General features: G+C 64.4%; 16 protein-coding genes. 12 read left to right on the top strand and 4 right to left on the bottom strand.

Annotation, left to right across the window (positions count from 1 at the left end; all coding sequences use genetic code 11):
• Nucleotides 1–108: 108 nt before the first annotated feature.
• From RSE12_07575 to RSE12_07600, 6 genes are read left to right on the top strand one after another with little or no spacing between them, the layout of a single operon-like run.
• Nucleotides 109–1,953, top strand: a complete 1,845-nt coding sequence (locus RSE12_07575) for a TonB-dependent receptor (protein WRH64184.1) — start codon at nucleotides 109–111, stop codon at nucleotides 1,951–1,953.
• Entirely contained in the window at nucleotides 1,940–2,770 is an 831-nt protein-coding gene (locus tag RSE12_07580) for an ABC transporter substrate-binding protein (protein WRH64185.1), read from the top strand. The genes RSE12_07575 and RSE12_07580 overlap by 14 nt, the downstream gene beginning before the upstream one ends.
• Nucleotides 2,770–3,759 carry an iron ABC transporter permease gene (locus RSE12_07585; GenBank protein ID WRH64760.1) on the top strand — a complete coding sequence of 330 codons (990 nt, stop codon included), beginning with the start codon at nucleotides 2,770–2,772 and terminating at the stop codon, nucleotides 3,757–3,759. Before RSE12_07580 ends, RSE12_07585 begins: the two co-directional genes overlap by 1 nt.
• A complete protein-coding gene (locus RSE12_07590) occupies nucleotides 3,756–4,508 on the top strand; it encodes an ABC transporter ATP-binding protein (protein WRH64186.1) in 753 nt (250 codons plus the stop codon). The genes RSE12_07585 and RSE12_07590 overlap by 4 nt, the downstream gene beginning before the upstream one ends.
• On the top strand, nucleotides 4,505–5,167 hold the full coding sequence (locus tag RSE12_07595) for an adenosylcobinamide amidohydrolase (protein WRH64187.1): 663 nt from the start codon (nucleotides 4,505–4,507) through the stop codon (nucleotides 5,165–5,167). The genes RSE12_07590 and RSE12_07595 overlap by 4 nt, the downstream gene beginning before the upstream one ends.
• Nucleotides 5,164–5,943, top strand: coding sequence for a cobalamin-binding protein (locus RSE12_07600; GenBank protein ID WRH64188.1), 780 nt, complete (start codon nucleotides 5,164–5,166; stop codon nucleotides 5,941–5,943). Before RSE12_07595 ends, RSE12_07600 begins: the two co-directional genes overlap by 4 nt.
• Here RSE12_07600 and RSE12_07605 read toward each other — a convergent pair.
• Complete coding sequence (locus tag RSE12_07605; protein WRH64189.1) at nucleotides 5,935–6,234, bottom strand: DUF6476 family protein; 300 nt, start codon at nucleotides 6,232–6,234, stop codon at nucleotides 5,935–5,937. The two genes, RSE12_07600 and RSE12_07605, sit on opposite strands and share 9 nt — an antisense overlap.
• On the opposite strand from RSE12_07605, the gene RSE12_07610 reads away from it, so the two are divergent.
• The 6 genes from RSE12_07610 to RSE12_07635 all read left to right on the top strand — a co-directional run bounded on the left by RSE12_07610 (nucleotide 6,233) and on the right by RSE12_07635 (nucleotide 12,076).
• Nucleotides 6,233–7,294: an RluA family pseudouridine synthase gene (locus RSE12_07610; GenBank protein WRH64190.1), complete on the top strand. Its 1,062-nt coding sequence runs from the start codon at nucleotides 6,233–6,235 to the stop codon at nucleotides 7,292–7,294. The two genes, RSE12_07605 and RSE12_07610, sit on opposite strands and share 2 nt — an antisense overlap.
• Nucleotides 7,295–7,473: 179 nt before the next feature.
• The gene (gene rpoH / locus RSE12_07615; GenBank protein ID WRH64191.1) at nucleotides 7,474–8,370 is read left to right on the top strand and encodes an RNA polymerase sigma factor RpoH; all 897 of its coding nucleotides are present in this window, start codon (nucleotides 7,474–7,476) and stop codon (nucleotides 8,368–8,370) included.
• Between the two features lie 216 nt (nucleotides 8,371–8,586).
• Nucleotides 8,587–9,417, top strand: a complete 831-nt coding sequence (locus tag RSE12_07620) for a class I SAM-dependent methyltransferase (GenBank protein WRH64192.1) — start codon at nucleotides 8,587–8,589, stop codon at nucleotides 9,415–9,417.
• Nucleotides 9,418–9,561: 144 nt separating this feature from the next.
• Nucleotides 9,562–10,254 (top strand): phosphatidylserine decarboxylase, encoded by a 693-nt coding sequence (locus RSE12_07625; GenBank protein ID WRH64193.1) that lies wholly within the window; start codon nucleotides 9,562–9,564, stop codon nucleotides 10,252–10,254.
• Nucleotides 10,251–11,021 (top strand): CDP-diacylglycerol--serine O-phosphatidyltransferase, encoded by a 771-nt coding sequence (gene pssA, locus RSE12_07630; GenBank protein WRH64194.1) that lies wholly within the window; start codon nucleotides 10,251–10,253, stop codon nucleotides 11,019–11,021. Before RSE12_07625 ends, pssA begins: the two co-directional genes overlap by 4 nt.
• A gap of 71 nt (nucleotides 11,022–11,092) precedes the next feature.
• Nucleotides 11,093–12,076 (top strand): Gfo/Idh/MocA family oxidoreductase, encoded by a 984-nt coding sequence (locus RSE12_07635; GenBank protein ID WRH64195.1) that lies wholly within the window; start codon nucleotides 11,093–11,095, stop codon nucleotides 12,074–12,076.
• Nucleotides 12,077–12,134: 58 nt separating this feature from the next.
• Here the strand turns inward: RSE12_07635 and RSE12_07640 are convergent, their stop codons facing one another.
• The 3 genes from RSE12_07640 to RSE12_07650 all read right to left on the bottom strand — a co-directional run bounded on the left by RSE12_07640 (nucleotide 12,135) and on the right by RSE12_07650 (nucleotide 16,735).
• Entirely contained in the window at nucleotides 12,135–13,961 is a 1,827-nt protein-coding gene (locus tag RSE12_07640) for a M3 family oligoendopeptidase (protein WRH64196.1), read from the bottom strand.
• 162 nt (nucleotides 13,962–14,123) lie between these two features.
• A complete protein-coding gene (locus RSE12_07645) occupies nucleotides 14,124–15,722 on the bottom strand; it encodes an ATP-dependent DNA ligase (protein WRH64197.1) in 1,599 nt (532 codons plus the stop codon).
• Nucleotides 15,719–16,735 carry a ligase-associated DNA damage response exonuclease gene (locus tag RSE12_07650; protein WRH64198.1) on the bottom strand — a complete coding sequence of 339 codons (1,017 nt, stop codon included), beginning with the start codon at nucleotides 16,733–16,735 and terminating at the stop codon, nucleotides 15,719–15,721. The genes RSE12_07645 and RSE12_07650 overlap by 4 nt, the downstream gene beginning before the upstream one ends.
• Nucleotides 16,736–16,809: the final 74 nt, after the last annotated feature.

Here is a 16,809-nt window from a genome sequence, read left to right on the forward strand (position 1 = left end):
GACTTTCCGCTTGAGGTGACGAACTCACCGTCGGCGGAAGGGGCCATCCCTTTCCCAAGACATATGTTTTTGTCAGGGCCCCCGTGGCCCGCAGGAAGGGAAACAGGCATGCAACGCCTCTCCGTCTCACTCATCGCACTCCTCGCAGCATTCCCGGTCAACGCGCAGACAGCCGACCGGGATGTCCGGCTGCCGGAAATCGTGATCACCCCCAACCGCACCGCGCAGGCTGCCAACCGCACCGGCAGCTCGGTTCAGGTCGTCGATGCCGAGGCCATCAGAAAGGCGGGCGACACCACCGTCGCCGCCGTTCTGAACCGCATCCCGGGCGTGACCGTCACCACCCAAGGCCCTGTCGGCACGACTACCAACCTTCGTATCCGCGGCGCAGACCGCCGCTACATCGCCGTGTTCGTCGACGGCATCCGCGTCACCGATCCGACGCAGACCGAAACCTCCTTCGATTTCGGCTCCCTCCTCGCCGCAGACATTTCGCGGATCGAGGTGCTGCGCGGGTCGCAATCCGCACTCTGGGGCGGCTCTGCCGTGGGCGGGGTCATCAACATCACCACCCATGACCGGCTTGAGGAAGACGGCCAGAAGCAGAACCTTCTCGCCGAATACGGCTCCGACAATACCGCCATCCTGAGCTATGGCCTGACGCAACGGCAAGGCCGTCTGGAAACCGCCTTTTCGGGCACCCGCTACCAGAGCGACGGTTTCTCCGTCTTCGCCGGCGGCGCCGAGGCCGACCCGTCCGAGGCAACGCGCCTGTCCTTTTCGGCCCGCTATGCACTGTCTGACACGCTCACCATCGGGGGCTCGGCCTTCACACAGGAAACGACGTCCGGCTTTGACGGCTTCCCCGCCCCGCTTTTCGTCTTGGCCGATCTGCCGAACACCGAAACCAAAAACGAATACGGCGCCCGGGTCTTTGCCGAACTTGATGCAGGCAACACCCAGCATCTGTTCGACCTCAGCTATTTCCGGGTGACGCGCGACGTGGTCGATGTCGATCAGGGCAACTCCTTCTTCGCGGGCGACCGCTGGGCATTGGGCTGGAACGCCACCACCTCGGTGTCTGACAGACTCTCCTTCGTCTATGGGATCGACGCGATGCAGGAAGGCGCGGATTACACCCGCATCCCCGGCGGCTCGCGCGATACCACAACGGTCGGCGCTTTCGGTCAGGCCCTCTGGTCGCCCACAGATGGTGTCGATGTCTCGGCCACCCTGCGTCTGGATGAACATTCGGAATTCGGCACCTTCACCACTGGCCGTCTTGCCGCAAGCTGGCAAGTCGGCCTTGGCACGGTCCTGCGCGCCTCATTCGGCACCGGGTTCCGGGCCCCGTCGATTGACGAACTGTATGGCGATTATGGTTTCTTCGTCGGCAACCCGAACCTGACGCCCGAGGAAAGCACCAGCTACGAGATCGGCATTGATCAGGAATTCCTCAATGGCACCACGCTGTCGGCCACGTTGTTCCGGCTAGAGACTGACAATCTGGTCACCTATGACGCGACGCCCGCTCCGGATACCCTCGTGAACCTGCCGGGCACATCGGTCCGTCAGGGTGTTGAACTGGGTCTCGAAGTGCCGGTCACCTCGACCCTCACGCTGGTCGGTGCCTATACCTATACCGACGCGCGCCGTCCCAACGGGCTGCCTCTGACACGCGTTCCGCTGAACCAGCTCAGCCTCAACCTCGATGCCGAGCTGGGCGATGGGTGGACCGGCAGCTTCGGCCTTGTCCATGCCTCGGGCGCAGAGGATGCGGGCGCAGACTCCGACACCTACACCGTCTACCGCGCGCAGGTCGCCTATGACCTCGGGCAGGACCGTGAGCTCTATCTGCGAGTGGAAAACCTGACGGATGAGATCTACGAAATCGTGCAGGACTTTGCCACACCGCGCCGGTCAGTGCACCTTGGCCTCCGTGCGTCGTTCTAATCCCCTCCTCCCCGTCGCCCTTGCCCTTTGGGCCGGGGCGGCGGTGGCGGCGCCGCCCGAACGGGTGGTGTCGATGAACCTTTGCACCGATCAGCTTGCCATGCTGCTGGCTGCCCCCGGGCAGTTGCTGTCGGTCAGCCATCTGTCGCTTGACCCGCTGTCCTCTGCCATGGTCGAAGAGGCCCGCGCCTACCCGATCAACCGGGGCGGGGCGGAACAGATCTTCCTTATGCACCCCGATCTCGTGCTGGCCGGCACCTACACTGCCCGCGCCTCAGTCGACCTGCTGCGCGGGCTGGGGATCGAGGTCGTCCAGCTTCCCCCCGCCGACACTTTGCAAGATGTCGCCGCCCATATGCGCCTGATCGGCACTGCCTTGGGTCGCGCCGAACAAGGCGAGGCGATGGCGCAGGCCTTTGAATCCGACCTTGCCGCGCTGGGCTTTGACGGCGCGCCCGTCACGGCGGCTATGTATTACCCCAACGGCTATACCGCGGGATCGGGCACCTTGTCTGACGCCATCCTCACCCTCACCGGCTTTGCCAATGTCGGGGCCGAAGCAGGCCTCACCGGGGGCGGCATCCTGCCCTTGGAACGGCTGGTTATCGCCGAACCCACGGTCGTCGTGACTTCCACCCCCTATCCCGGCGCGTCGCGGGCCGAAGAGATCCTGACCCACCCCGCGCTGGACGCGATCCGCAACGATGCCGCCCGCGCCTCGGTCCGCGATGCCGATTGGGTCTGCGGCACGCCCCATATCCTGAACGCCATCCGCACCATGGCCCAGACACGCGCGGCGATCGGAGCATCGGAATGATGTCTCAACGCCTCCTCCTCACCCTGCTTGGACTGCTGGTCGCGGTGTTGTTCCTCGCCTCGCTCTTGATCGGTCCCGCGGCGCTGGGCCTGTCGGAAAGTCTCTCTGCCCTGCTCAGCGGCGAAGGCGGCCCGGTCGTTCTGGTCATGCAAGAGATCCGGCTGCCGCGCGCCATCCTAGGCCTGCTGGTCGGCGCCGTTCTGGGGCTGTCAGGTGCCGCAATGCAGGGCTTCCTGCGCAACCCGCTGGCCGAGCCGGGCCTGATCGGCGTCTCTTCTTCCGCCGCTTTGGGCGCGGTCCTCTCGCTCCAGACCGGCCTCGCCGCTGCCTTCACGCTGGCCCTGCCGCTGGCCGCGCTTGCCGGGGCGGCCTTGTCGGTCCTGCTGATCCTCGCCCTCGCTGGTCCGCGCGGCGGCGCGCTGTCGCTGATCCTTGCCGGCATCGCGATTTCGGCGCTCACCGGGGCTGGAACCCAACTCGTGCTGAACCTTTCGGCCAACCCCTTTGCCGTGATGGAAATCGTCTACTGGATGATGGGCTCGCTTGCCGACCGGTCCATGACCCATGTCTGGATCGCCGCCCCCTTCATGCTGGCAGGCAGCGTGATGCTTTTGTCCACGGGCCGCGCGCTGGATGCGCTGACACTTGGCGAAGACGCGGCGCAATCCATGGGCGTCAGCCTGCGCCGCCTGCGCTTGATGATAATCCTCGGCACCGCCTCCGCCATCGGTGCCTCTGTCGCCGTGGCGGGGGCCATCGGCTTTGTCGGCCTTGTGATCCCTCACCTGCTGCGCCCGCTCACAGGAGGCCAACCCTCGCGCCTGCTGCCCGCCGCCATGTTGGGCGGCGCGGCCATGCTGCTGGCCTCGGATATCGCCGTGCGCCTGATCACCCCGGATCAGGACCTGAAGCTTGGCGTCCTGACCGCCCTGATCGGCGCGCCCTTCTTCCTGCACCTTCTGTGGCGCATGCGCGGGGTGGAAGCATGACCCTGCTGCACCTTGAAAACCTGACCGTGAAGCGCGGAGAATGCCCGGTCTTGGAGGGCATTTCTCTGACGGTGGGGCAGGGGGAGTTCGTGGGTCTGATCGGCCCCAACGGCGCGGGCAAGACAACGCTTTTGCGCGCCGCTTTGGGCCTGCTGCCGCATCTGGGCCGCTCAAATCTCTCCACCCTCTCGCCGCAGGACCGCGCCCGCATCGCCGCTTTCCTGCCGCAGGCCCGCGAAATCGCCTGGCCCGTAACCGTTGACTCCATCGTCGCCCTTGGCCGCGTCCCGCACCACGCGGGTCTGCTGCGCGCGCAGGATCAGGCCGCCATCGACCGCGCGCTGGACCGCATGGGTCTGACGGGCTTTCGCGGACGCACCGCCACCGCACTGTCGGGCGGCGAACAGGCCCGCGTGCTGATCGCCCGCGCACTGGCGCAGGAAACGCCGCTCCTTTTGGCCGATGAACCCGTGGCCGGGCTCGACCCCGCGGCACAGATCCGCACCATGCAGGTCTTTGCCGACCTCGCGGCCGAGGGGCGGTCTGTCATCGCCTCCGTCCATGATCTCGGCCTCGCCGCGCGGCATTGCACGCGCCTCATCATGCTGGAAACGGGTCGCATCGCCGCCGATGGCCCCCCGCGTGACGTGCTGTCCGACGCGCTCCTTGCGCGCGTCTTTGGCGTCCAAGGTTTCCACACGGAAACGCCCCATGGCCCCGTCTTCCAACCGCTTTCCGTCACCCGATGATCCGCGCATCCCTCACCCGCCCCTGGCTTGCCGCCCACCTGCCGCGCCCCATGCGTGTGCTCAGCTGGGCCCCCTTCCGCCCCGGCTTTGCCACCGCCACGTCCGTGATCTGGCGTGAGGTGAAGAACGCCGACCTTCCCCGCGATTTCGATGTTGAATCGTGGTTTGCCCGCGAAATGCAGGCTTGGCCCGATGCCGTGGGTATGCTCACCTCGCGCGATATCGGCACCTACCATCTGGCTGGGGTGACCGTGGACGGCATCACCGCCACTTGCCTCGCCACTGTCGGCCTGTCGAATGCCGAAGCGGTGGGCACCCGCCGCCCCTATCACAGCGCCGATTGGGGCACGATCAACCTCTGCACCGCCGTTGACGCCGCCCTCACGGAAACCGCCCAGCTTGAGGCGCTCTCCATCGCCGTGCAGGCCCGCACCGCCGCGGTGATGGAGGCGGGCCTCACCCTGCCCACGGGCACCGCCACCGGCACCGGCACCGATTGCGCGGCGCTGGCCTGCGATCCGGGCGATACCCGCTATGCCGGCCTACACACAGCCATAGGCGAGGCGGTGGGTGCCGCCACCCGCCGCGCCATCACCGCCGCCGCTGCCGACTGGCAAGTCTGGCGCAAAGCCGAAGAAGAACGCAGGGCCGCGAAATGACTTATCACCGCATCGTCTGCTTGACCGAGGAAACCGTCGAAACCCTTTATCTGCTGGGGCAGGATCACCGCATTGTGGGCGTCACCGGTTACGCGGTACGCCCCGCCCGCGTCCGCCGCGAAAAGCCCCGCGTCGGGGCCTTCACCTCTGCCGATATCCCCAAGATCCTCGATCTCAACCCCGACCTTGTGCTGACCTTCTCCGATCTTCAGGCCCCCATCGTGGCCGATCTGATCCGCGAAGGCGTCGAGGTGCACGCCTTCAACCAGCGCGATGTTGCGGGCATCCTGCGCATGATCCGCACCTGCGGGATGCTGACCGGCGCAACGGACACCGCCGAAACCCTCGCCCGCAGCTACGAGGCGCGTCTCCAACGGATCGCTGCCATCCCCCGTCCAAACCGCCCGAAAGTGCTGTTCGAGGAATGGGATGAACCGCTCATCTCCGGCATCGGGTGGGTGTCCGAGCTGATCCAGATCGCAGGCGGGCAGGATGCCTTTCCCGAACTCGCCACGCAAAAGGCCGCCAAAGACCGCATCCTGTTGCCCGATCAGGTGATCCCCCGCGCGCCCGACGTGATCCTCGCCTCTTGGTGCGGGAAAAAGGTCGTCCCCGCCCGCATTGCCGCACGTCCCGGCTGGGACACTATTCCCGCCATCCGCAACAACCGGATCCATGAAATCAAGTCGCCCCTGATCCTGCAACCCGGCCCCGCCGCGCTGACCGATGGGCTGGATGCTATCCTCACTGCCCTTTGGGGTGACGCCTCACTCTGACAGCGCAATCTCCTGCCGGAACGCCCCGTTGCGCCCGTAGACAAGCGCCCGCCCATCCGTCGTCACGACCAGCACGAAATCCGCCCCCACCGTCACCGCCTCGGCCTTCGCCCCTTCAGGCAGGGTCAGGCTCTCGGGCAGCACCGGTCCCGCCCCGCTCGGCATCCGGGTGACAAGCAGGCCGACGATGGTTATGACACCCACGATCATCGTGATCATCAGCACGATGACCAGCCATTTCAGAAAGGTCAGGCTGGGCGGAAGCCCAGCGGGATCAGGAGTATCGTCCATGCCAGACCTTTCACCAGAAGCCATCGAAGACGGCGCCGCCACCCTGATCGTCACCATCGGGCCAAACCCGCCTGACCGCCTTGATAAGGCCCTCGCGCGCGAGGTGCCAGAGGAAGCGGCGCTGTCCCGGTCCCGCCTGATGAAGATGATCGCCGAAAGCGCCGTCCTCAAGGACGGCCTCCCCGCCACCGATCCGAAAACCCGTGTGGCCGAGGGGGACAGCTTCACCCTCATCCTCGCCCCGGCCGAGGATTACGATGCCCAGCCCGAAGCGATCCCTCTGACGGTGGTCTATGAAGATGACGATCTGATCGTGATCGACAAACCCGCAGGCATGGTCGTCCATCCCGCCCCTGGTTCCCCTTCCGGCACCCTCGTCAACGCGCTGCTGCACCATTGCGGCGACACGCTTTCCGGCATTGGCGGTGAAAAACGCCCCGGCATCGTCCACCGCATCGACAAGGATACGACCGGCCTGCTGGTCGTGGCGAAATCCGACCGCGCGCATCACGGGCTGGCCAAGCAGTTCGAAGATCACTCCGTGAACCGCCACTATATCGCCCTGGTCCACGGCCTGCCCGATGCCGCCGACCCGCGCCTGCGCGGCACCCGCGGCGTCAGCTTTGAACCGGGTGGCATCGTCCGTATCGCCACAGGGCTTGCCCGGCACAAGACAGACCGCCAGCGTCAGGCCGTGGTCTGGGATGGCGCGGGCCGCCACGCCATTACCCGCGCGCATGTGATCGAATCCTTTGGCACCAATGCTGCCGCGCTGGTGGAATGCTGGCTGGAAACCGGCCGCACCCATCAGATCCGCGTTCATATGGCCCATGCCGGCCATGCCCTTCTGGGCGATCAAACCTATGGTGGCCGTCGCCGTCTTGCGCCCAAACTCGTGGGCGATGCAGCGGCCGAGGCGGGCAACAGCTTCCCCCGTCAGGCGCTTCATGCAGCGACCCTTGGCTTTGTCCACCCCGTCACAGGTCAGGTGCTGGAGTTTGAAAGCCCGCTGCCGCCTGACCTTGCCGCGCTGGTTGAAACCCTTCGCGCTGCGCACTGATCTGCTGAAACAATGCCTGACATGTGCGTGAAAGCACGTTGCCGCGTCTTTAACAAAGACGGAACCTTTCCCAAATACCGTAGAAAGGAAAAGGCGGGCTTGCATCCTGCACCGCCAGATACCAGTTTCGCGCGTCCGGGGGCTTAAGCAAGACCCGGCAACAGTATAGGGGGCACGACATGAGCACCTACCAGAACCTTCCCGCACCCAGCCCGGAACAGGGCCTGAACCGCTATTTGCAGGAAATCCGCAAGTTTCCGCTGCTGGAACCGGAACAGGAATACATGCTGGCCAAGCGCTGGGTGGATCATCAGGATGCCGGCGCCGCGCACCAGCTTGTCACCAGTCACCTCCGCCTCGCCGCCAAGATCGCGATGGGCTATCGCGGCTATGGCCTGCCGCAGGCCGAAGTGATCTCTGAGGCGAATGTCGGCCTGATGCAGGCAGTGAAACGCTTTGACCCCGAAAAAGGCTTCCGCCTTGCGACCTATGCCATGTGGTGGATCCGCGCCTCGATTCAGGAATACATCCTGCGGTCCTGGAGCCTGGTGAAACTCGGCACGACCTCGGCGCAAAAGAAGCTGTTCTTCAACCTGCGCAAGGCCAAGGCCAAGGTCGGCGCGCTGGAAGAGGGCGATCTTCGCCCCGAAAACGTGGCCCAGATCGCCAAGGATCTGTCGGTGACCGAGGATGAGGTCATCGACATGAACCGCCGCCTCTCCGGCTCGGATGCCTCGCTGAACGCAACGGTCGGGTCCGATGGCGAAGGGGCCACGCAATGGCAGGACTGGCTGGAGGACGAAGACAGCGATCAGGCCGATGCCTATGCCGAACGCGATGAACTCGACGCCCGCCGCGCCATGCTGGTGCAGGCCATGTCCGTGCTCAACGACCGCGAGAAAGACATCCTGATGCAGCGCCGTCTGGCCGACACGCCCGTCACGCTGGAAGAACTGTCGGAAAGCTACGGCGTCAGCCGCGAGCGCATCCGCCAGATCGAGGTGCGGGCCTTCGAAAAGCTGCAAGACAAGATGCGCGAACTCGCCCGCGTCAAAGGCATGGCCATCCCCGCCTGACGAAGGCCCCGCCCGCCAAAGCCCTTGGCGCAGGGCATGGCGAAGGACAGAACCTCGGGCCTTTCTTGGCCAAAAACACCGAACATCCCGCGCCCGCGCCCGCCCCGACCGGCGAGCGCGGGTTTTTCTTGCCACACCCGGTCCTGAAAGTTAACGAAAGTTAATCATTGGTGCCGCCTTGCCTGATAACGGGGAACGGTTCCGGGGTCTTCAGGGGTGGGCAAGATCGGTATGGAACAGACGCACAGCTTCGCCGCCTATCGCAACAGCCCCTATAGCACCATGAAGCACAGCAGCTATTTCGCTGTTTATGACGCGCTCTTCAGCCCCTATCGCGGCAAACCCATCACCTTTGTCGAAGTCGGCGTCCTGGGCGGCGGCTCGCTCTTCATGTGGCGCGAATTCTTTGGCCCACAGGCCCGCATCATCGGGATCGACCTGAACCCCAATGCCCGCAAATGGGAAAAGGACGGGTTCGAAATCTTTATCGGCAGCCAGTCCAGCTTAGAGTTCTGGCAGGAGTTCCGCCGCGCGGTCGGCCCGGTCGACATCCTGCTTGATGATGGCGGTCATACCTATGCCCAGCAGATTACCACGGTCGAGGCCATGGTCGACACCATCCGCGACCACGGCCTTCTGGTCGTCGAAGATACGCATACCTCCTACATGGATGGCTTCGGCCCCCGGCGGTATTCCTTTCTGGAATACACCAAAGGCCTGATCGACCGCATCAATCAACGCTCCGGCCTGCTCGACACCACCAGATCGGAAAACCGCATCTGGTCTGTGCAATGCTTTGAATCCCTCGTCGCGCTGCACATCAATCGGGCTGAATCGACCCGGCCCTGTGTCGAAACCTTCAACGGCAAGCAAAGCGACGGCGCGGCGGATTTCCGCAACACGGAACGCGGCGACAGCTGGATCGAACGCCTTCCCGGCGGGCTGCGCAGCGTCATCCGCGCGGTTCCCGGCACCCGGCCCATCCGAACCTGGCTGCGCGACAGCTATGAACTGCGCCGCTCCCGTATCGACCGATTCTTCCGGTAACCCCACCAAACCACCAACCACCACCCGGGCTCTGGCTTGGTGCGCGCCCCCGGCATGCCTATATGCAAGGGCAGCCGCAGGTCCTGTCAGCGGTTGCCTCGACCGTTCCAGAGGGGTAGACCGCAGCAAAGCCGGAGGCCGCCCATGACCATGCTAGAGACCTTCATCAAGCCGATGCACAAGGAAGGCATCCGCTTCGTCGCGGCCTTTGCCGCCGTGACGCTGGTGCTGTTCTGGATCTGGGATCCGCTTGGCTGGATCGGTGTAGGCCTCACCGTCTGGTGCTACTACTTCTTCCGCGATCCCAAACGCGCCGTGCCGCAGAATGCGGGCCTGATGGTCAGCCCCGCCGATGGCGTGGTCTCGCTCATCGAACGCGCCGTCCCACCGCCCGAACTGGGCATGGGGCCGGAACCGCTGATGCGCGTCTCGGTCTTCATGTCGGTCTTCAACTGCCACGTGAACCGCGCCCCCATCGCGGGCCGGATCAGCGAAATCAGCTACCGTCCGGGCAAATTCCTGAACGCCTCGCTCGACAAGGCCTCTGTCGACAATGAACGCAACTCGGTCCGCATCGACATGGCCGATGGCCGCTCCATCGCCGTGGTGCAGATCGCAGGCCTCGTCGCCCGCCGCATCCTGTGCTTCGCGGTGAAGGGGCAGGATATCCGCACCGGCGAACGCTTCGGCCTGATCCGCTTCGGCTCGCGCCTCGATATCTACCTTCCGGATGGGATCCAGCCGCAGGTGGCCCTTGGCCAGACCTGCGTCGCCGGGGAAACCGTCATCGCCACCCTCGGCATCGACAGCCCGCAACGCATGGCCCGCATGGAATGACCCAGCCGCCCGATGATCAGACCCGTCCGCGCCGCAAGCTGCATATCCTGCAGCTTCTGCCCAACCTCGTGTCGATCCTCGGGCTCTGTTCAGGGCTGACCGCCATACGCTTTGCGGTCGACGGTCAGATCGCCACCGCCGTCGCCCTGATCGGAGTTGCTGCCGCCCTGGATGCGCTGGATGGCCGCCTCGCGCGGATGCTGAAATCCGAAAGCGCAATCGGTGCCGAACTCGACAGCCTGGGTGACTTCGTCAATTTCGGCGTCACCCCCGCGCTTGTGCTCTATCTCTGGGGCTTGAAAGGCGAGGCCAGCCTCGGCTGGATCGCCGTCCTGATCTACGCCATCTGCTGCATGTTGCGGCTGGCCCGCTTCAACGTCGGCAACAAGCATACCGAAGGGGCCGAACCGGCAGAGCGCACCTCTTTCATCGGTGTGCCATCCCCGGCAGGCGCAATGCTGGTTCTGGCCCCCATCTACCTTGCCTTCTGCTTCCCCGGCGATGTCCGTATCCCGGCCGAGGTGATCTTTTTCTGGATGGTCGCCATGGGCGGGCTGATGATCAGCCGCATCCGCACCCCATCACTGAAACGCGTCACCATCTATGCTGAAGATGCGCGCTACATCCTTGTGGGCCTTGCCGCACTGATCGCCGCCCTGTTCACCTATACTTGGATCACGCTCCTATTCCTGTCCGTGGCCTATCTGGCAGGCATCCTTTTTGTGGCGCGGGGCCAGTTGCTGGAACTGTTCCGCAAGATCGGGTAGCGCCAGCCCGGGCTTGCACCGGCCGCCAACCCCGCCTAGCCTGCGCCGTCACCAAACCGGAGGAACCCGCAATGAAACCCGTGCGCTGGGGTGTGCTTGGCAATGCCAATTTCGCCCGCGAACAGATGGCCCCCGCCATCCACATGGCCGAAAACGCCGAACTCGTCGCCCTTGGCACGTCAAAGCCCGGTCAGGCCACCGGCTGGGATTTCTGCCCCGGCCTCAAACAGATGACCTATGCCGACCTGCTGGCAGACCCGTCGATTGACGCCATCTACATCCCGTTGCCGAACCACATCCATGTGGAATGGACGCTCAAGGTGCTTGAGGCCGGCAAGCACGTCCTGACCGAAAAGCCCATCGCGATGAAGGCCGAGGAAATCGACACCATCATCGCCGCGCGTGACCGGACCGGCCTGCTGGCAGCCGAGGCGTACATGATCGTCCACCACCCGCAATGGATCCGCGCCCGCGAACTGGTGCAGGGCGGGGCCATCGGCAAGCTGCGCCATGTCGATGCCTTCTTCAGCTATGACAACCACGAAGAAACCCAGAACATCCGCAACCGCCCCGAAACCGGCGGCGGTGGCATCCGCGATATCGGCGTCTACACCTACGGCTCTGCCCGTTTCGTGACGGGGGCCGAGGCGACAGATATCTCCTGCCGCATGATCCGCGAAAACGGCGTTGATGTCTGGGCCGAACTGGACGCCATCCTCGAAGGCCCGCTTGGTCGCGCGACCTATACCGCGATGACGTCGATGCGCCTGCAAAACCGCCAAGAGGTCACCTTCCACGGCGACAAGGGCCTGTTGAAAGTGGCCAACGGCCCCTTCAATGCCAACCTCTTCGCCGAGGCGCGGATCGAACTGCATCACGGCTCGAACATCACGTCCGAACGCTGGCCCGCTGCCAATCACTACAAGCTTCAGGTGGAAAACTTCGGGAAATCCATCCGCACCGGTGCCGCCTATCCCTGCCCGCTGGAGTTTACCCGCGGCACGCAGGTGATGATCGACGCGGCCTTCGCCACGGCGCGCGAAATCCACTGGTAAACAAAAGACCGGGGGCAATCGCTTGCTCCCGGTCCCATATCCGCGCGGATCTGCCGGGTCAGGCCTCCATCGCCTCCAGCTCGTCGATGAATCCCGCGATCATCGACAGCCCCTTGTCCCAGAACTTCGGATCACTGGCATCCAGCCCGAACGGAGCCAGCAATTCCTTGTGGTGCTTCGACCCGCCTGCCTTCAGCATCTCGAAATACTTCTCTTCGAAATCCGGCAAGCCATCGGCATAGGCCGCATAAAGCGCATTCACCAACCCATCGCCAAAGGCATAGGCGTACACATAGAACGGCGAATGCACGAAATGCGGGATATACGCCCAAAAGGTTTCATACCCGTCCATGAACTCGAACGCATCGCCAAGCGATTGCGCCTGCACGCTCATCCACAGCGCGTTGATGTCATCGGGCGTCAGCTCGCCCTCGCGCCGCGCCGCGTGCAGCTTGCATTCGAAATCGTAAAACGCGATCTGCCGTACGACCGTGTTGATCATGTCCTCGACCTTGCCCGCCAGCAGAGTCTTGCGCTCGGCCTGCGTCTTGGCGCCGTCCAGCAGCTTGCGGAAGGTCAGCATCTCGCCAAACACGCTCGCCGTTTCGGCCAGCGTCAGCGGTGTCGATGACAGCAACTCCCCCTGACCGGCGGCCAGCACCTGATGCACGCCATGCCCCAACTCATGCGCAAGCGTCATCACATCGCGCGGCTTGCCCAGATAGTTCAGCATCACATAGGGATGCACCGCCGTCACCGTCGGATGGGCGAACGCGCCGGGCGCCTTGCCGGGTTTCACACCCGCATCAATCCAGCCTTTCTCGAAAAACGGCTTGGCCAGATCGGCCATCTTGGGGTCGAACGCGCCATAGGCATCCAGCACCATCGCCGTCGCCGTTTCCCAATCCACCGTTTTCGGGGCCTCGATCGGCAGAGGCGCGTTGCGATCCCAGATCTGCAACGTCTCCAACCCCATCCATTTCGCCTTCAGCCGGTAATAGCGATGCGACAGCTTCGGATAGGCTGCTACAACGGCATTGCGCAGCGCCTCCACCACCTCGGGTTCCACGTGGTTGGACAGGTGCCGCCCGGTTTGCGGCGTGGGCATCTTGCGCCAGCGATCCTCGACCTCCTTCTCCTTGGCCAAGGTGTTGTGCACGCGTGAGAACAGCTTGATATTCTTGTCAAACACCACCGCCAGTGCCCGCGCCGCCGCCTCACGCTTGGCGCGATCGGTATCGGTCAGCAGGTTCAGCGTGGCCTCAAGGTTCAGCTCTGCTTCCTCACCCGCCACGCTGAACATCAGCCCGGCCATCGTCTCATCAAACAGCTTGTTCCAGGCGCTTGCTCCCACGACCGAATTGTCGTGCAGGAACTTTTCCAACTCATCCGACAGTTGATAAGGCCGCATCGCACGCATCCGGTCAAACACCGGCTTGTACCGCGCAAGGTCAGCATTCTGCGCCAGCAACCCGGTCAGATGCCCTTCATCCAGACGGTTGAACTCCAGGCTGAAAAACACCAAGGGCGTGGTGAAGGTGGTGATGCGGTCCTGCGCATCGGCCATGAACTTTGCGCGCTCGCTGTCCATCGTGTTCTGGTAATAGCGCAGCCCGGCGAAAGACATGATCCGCCCCGCCACCACGTCGATCTGCTCATACTCCCGCACACAGGCCAGCAACCCGCCCGCATCCAGCGCGGCCAACTTGCCCTCATACTTGCCTGCAAATTCGGCGCAGGCCTTTTCCAGCCAGCCCATGTCACGCTCGAATTCCGGCGCATCAGGCGCGGCATAGAGATCGGTCAAATCCCAATCGGGCAACTTGCCAAGGCCCCCACCGCTGGCATTGGCGTCAAATACGGGGCGGGGCAGGGGAAGCGTCATCGGGAAACCTCATGCATATGCTTGGCCTCCATCTAGGGCGGCATGGGGCAAAGGTGCAAGGGAAGCCCCTTCACTTCGGCGCAATCCATCCATCCGTTTACATCTTCTCTGTTCAAATATCCTGCGGGGGTGCGGGGGTGCAAAACCCCCGCTGCCGACGCCTCACCCCCGCGCCGCCCGCAGCAAATCGCGCAAACCCTCCAGCGTGTCGATCTCATCCACCGGCTTGTCGCGCCGCCAGCGGATCATCCGGGGAAAGCGCAGCGCAATCCCCGATTTGTGGCGCGGGCTTTCCTGTATCCCCTCGAACCCGATCTCGAACACCAGTTCCGGCGGCACCCGCCGCACCGGGCCAAACCGTTCCAGTGTATTCTTCTGCACCCAACGGGTAATCTCAGCGAATTCCGCATCGGTCAGCCCCGAATAGGCCTTGGTGAAGGGCACCAGCGCATTGCCATCACGCACCGCAAAGGTGAAATCGGTATACAAGTTCGCTCGCCGCCCATGCCCCGCTTGCGCATAGATCATCACGGCATCCACCGTCCACGGGTCCAGCTTCCACTTCCACCAATCGCCGCGCTTGCGCCCCACGTGATATCCCGACGCCGCGCGCTTGATCATCACCCCCTCGGCCCGCATCTCCCGCGCACCCTGCCGCTCTGCGCCAAGTCCGCCCCAGCTTTCAAATGCAATCTCAGGCGACAGCCGCAACGGCATCCCCTCCGGCAGCCCGGCCACCACCGCCTCAAGACGCGCACGCCGTTCGGCAAAGGGCCGATCCCGCCAATCCTGCCCCCCATCCTCCAGCAGATCATAGGCCAGCATCAGGGCAGGGGCCTCAACCAACAGCTTTTTCGGCACCGTCTTGCGCCCGATCCGCTTTTGCAGATCGGCAAAGGGCAGAGGCCGGTCCGTCGCCCGATCCCAGGCCAGCACCTCGCCGTCGATCACCGTGCCGGGGGGCAGGAAATCGGCCAGCGCAGCGAATTCCGGGAAACGGTCAGTAATCAACTCCTCCCCGCGCGACCATAGGGCAAACGCCCCCGTCCGCTGGATCAACTGCCCCCGGATGCCATCCCATTTCCATTCTGCCCGCCAGTCGCCCGGATCACCCAGCCCCTCGGGCCCATCTTCCAAAGGTGCCGCCAGCGCAAAAGGATAAGGCCGCGACGCAGGCCCCGATGCATCATCCCGAACCAGCATGTCGAAGCGCGTGGTCTGCGGGGCCCAATCCCCCATCAAGCGATGCGCCAACACCGCCTCTTCCACCCCCGTCGCGGTGGACAGGGCGCGCGTCATCAATCCCTGGCTCACCCCCATCCGGAACCCGCCCGTGATCAGCTTGTTGAACAAAAGCCGCTCTGTCGGGCCTAGCCGCGCCCAATAGGCAAGGATCGCCGCCTTTCGCGCCTCACTGCTTTGCCCGGTCAACAGCATCAACTCGGCGATGATGGCCGACAGCGACGGCGTCTCCACCCCCTCGGCCACGGGCAGGATCAGCGCAATGGTCTCGGCCAGATCGCCCACCATCGCATAGCTTTCCTCGAACAGCCAAAGCGGCAACCCCGCCGCCTCCGCCGCCCATTCCCGCAGTTCGGTCGACGTGACACTCCGCTTCGGCCGCCGCCCCGACAAAAGCGCGATGGTCCAAACCCGGTCATCCTCAGGCGCGGTCTGGAAGTAACGCGTCAATGCGGCAAGTTTTGCCGTGGTTTTGGTCGTGCCATCCAGCGCGGCGAAAAGCTCTGCAAATTGCCTCATGCCGCGCCCTCGGCGGGTGGCTCTTCGGCCTCCTCCCCGTATTCGGTGGCCACGATCCCTGCATCATAGCCCTGTTCGGCCAGCCAGCGCCGGAATGGCGCGGTATAGCCATGGGTCACAAAGACCCGCTCGCACCCCGTCGCACGGATAGCGGCGTTCAGCCCGTCCCAATCGGCATGGTCCGACACCACGAAACCCGTCCCCAGCGCGCGGCGGCGGCGAATGCCGCGCACCGCCATCCAGCCGCTGGCAAAGGCCTCTTCCGCAGGCCCGAACCGCCGCGCCCAAGCCGACCCCAGCGCCGAAGGCGGCGCGATGACCAAGGCACCCGGATGCGTCTTGCCATCCACCCCCGCCACCGCTCGCACCGTATCGGGCAGCGCATAGCCCTGTGCCCGCAGGATCGCTGTGATCTCTTCCACCGCGCCATGTGTCAGGATCGGGCCAATCGGCGCCACCCCCGCCATCAACCGCTGCGCCTTGCCAAAACTATAGGCGCCGATGATCGAAGTCTTCCCCGCCGCCGCATTGGCCGCCCACCACTGGCCAATCACATCCATCACCCGCTCTTGCGGCTGCCAACGAAAGACGGGCAGGCCAAAGGTGCATTCGCTGATGAAGGCATGGCATCGGATGGGGGCAAAGCCCTCGGCCAGCCCGTCGGGCTCCACCTTGTAATCCCCCGACACGACCCAGACCTCGCCCGCCCGTTCCACGGCGATCTGCGCCGATCCGGGCACATGCCCCGCCGGGTGAAACGAAACCGTCACCCCGCCGATCTGAAACCGCTCGCCATAGGCGATCCCCGCCGCTTCGATCTGGCCAAGCCGATGCCGGATCACCGGCAGCGCCTGATGCGTCGCCAGATACTGCCGATGCCCCCATCTGGCATGGTCGGAATGGCCGTGCGTGATCAATGCCCGATCCACCGGCCGCCACGGGTCGATGAAAAAATCACCATCCGGGCAGTAAATGCCCCTATCGGTGAAGGTCAGAACGGGATTGTGCGCCATGACCCCAAGTTAGCGCCGCGCCAACCCAACGCCAGCCACTGATTTCGCCTGTATTTTGGGCATATGCCCATGCC

This window comes from Fuscovulum sp., from assembly GCA_035192965.1.
Classification (GTDB): domain Bacteria; phylum Pseudomonadota; class Alphaproteobacteria; order Rhodobacterales; family Rhodobacteraceae; genus Paragemmobacter.

What these genes read in the sequence shown, in the direction of transcription:
- RSE12_07575 (WRH64184.1), top strand. Translation starts at nt 109, where the DNA reads ATGCAACGCCTCTCCGTCTCACTCATCGCACTCCTCGCAGCATTCCCG.
- RSE12_07585 (WRH64760.1), top strand. Translation starts at nt 2,770, where the DNA reads ATGTCTCAACGCCTCCTCCTCACCCTGCTTGGACTGCTGGTCGCGGTG.
- RSE12_07590 (WRH64186.1), top strand. Translation starts at nt 3,756, where the DNA reads ATGACCCTGCTGCACCTTGAAAACCTGACCGTGAAGCGCGGAGAATGC.
- RSE12_07595 (WRH64187.1), top strand. Translation starts at nt 4,505, where the DNA reads ATGATCCGCGCATCCCTCACCCGCCCCTGGCTTGCCGCCCACCTGCCG.
- RSE12_07600 (WRH64188.1), top strand. Translation starts at nt 5,164, where the DNA reads ATGACTTATCACCGCATCGTCTGCTTGACCGAGGAAACCGTCGAAACC.
- RSE12_07610 (WRH64190.1), top strand. Translation starts at nt 6,233, where the DNA reads ATGCCAGACCTTTCACCAGAAGCCATCGAAGACGGCGCCGCCACCCTG.
- RSE12_07605 (WRH64189.1), bottom strand. Translation starts at nt 6,234, where the DNA reads ATGGACGATACTCCTGATCCCGCTGGGCTTCCGCCCAGCCTGACCTTT.
- rpoH (WRH64191.1), top strand. Translation starts at nt 7,474, where the DNA reads ATGAGCACCTACCAGAACCTTCCCGCACCCAGCCCGGAACAGGGCCTG.
- RSE12_07625 (WRH64193.1), top strand. Translation starts at nt 9,562, where the DNA reads ATGACCATGCTAGAGACCTTCATCAAGCCGATGCACAAGGAAGGCATC.
- pssA (WRH64194.1), top strand. Translation starts at nt 10,251, where the DNA reads ATGACCCAGCCGCCCGATGATCAGACCCGTCCGCGCCGCAAGCTGCAT.
- RSE12_07635 (WRH64195.1), top strand. Translation starts at nt 11,093, where the DNA reads ATGAAACCCGTGCGCTGGGGTGTGCTTGGCAATGCCAATTTCGCCCGC.
- RSE12_07640 (WRH64196.1), bottom strand. Translation starts at nt 13,961, where the DNA reads ATGACGCTTCCCCTGCCCCGCCCCGTATTTGACGCCAATGCCAGCGGT.
- RSE12_07645 (WRH64197.1), bottom strand. Translation starts at nt 15,722, where the DNA reads ATGAGGCAATTTGCAGAGCTTTTCGCCGCGCTGGATGGCACGACCAAA.
- RSE12_07650 (WRH64198.1), bottom strand. Translation starts at nt 16,735, where the DNA reads ATGGCGCACAATCCCGTTCTGACCTTCACCGATAGGGGCATTTACTGC.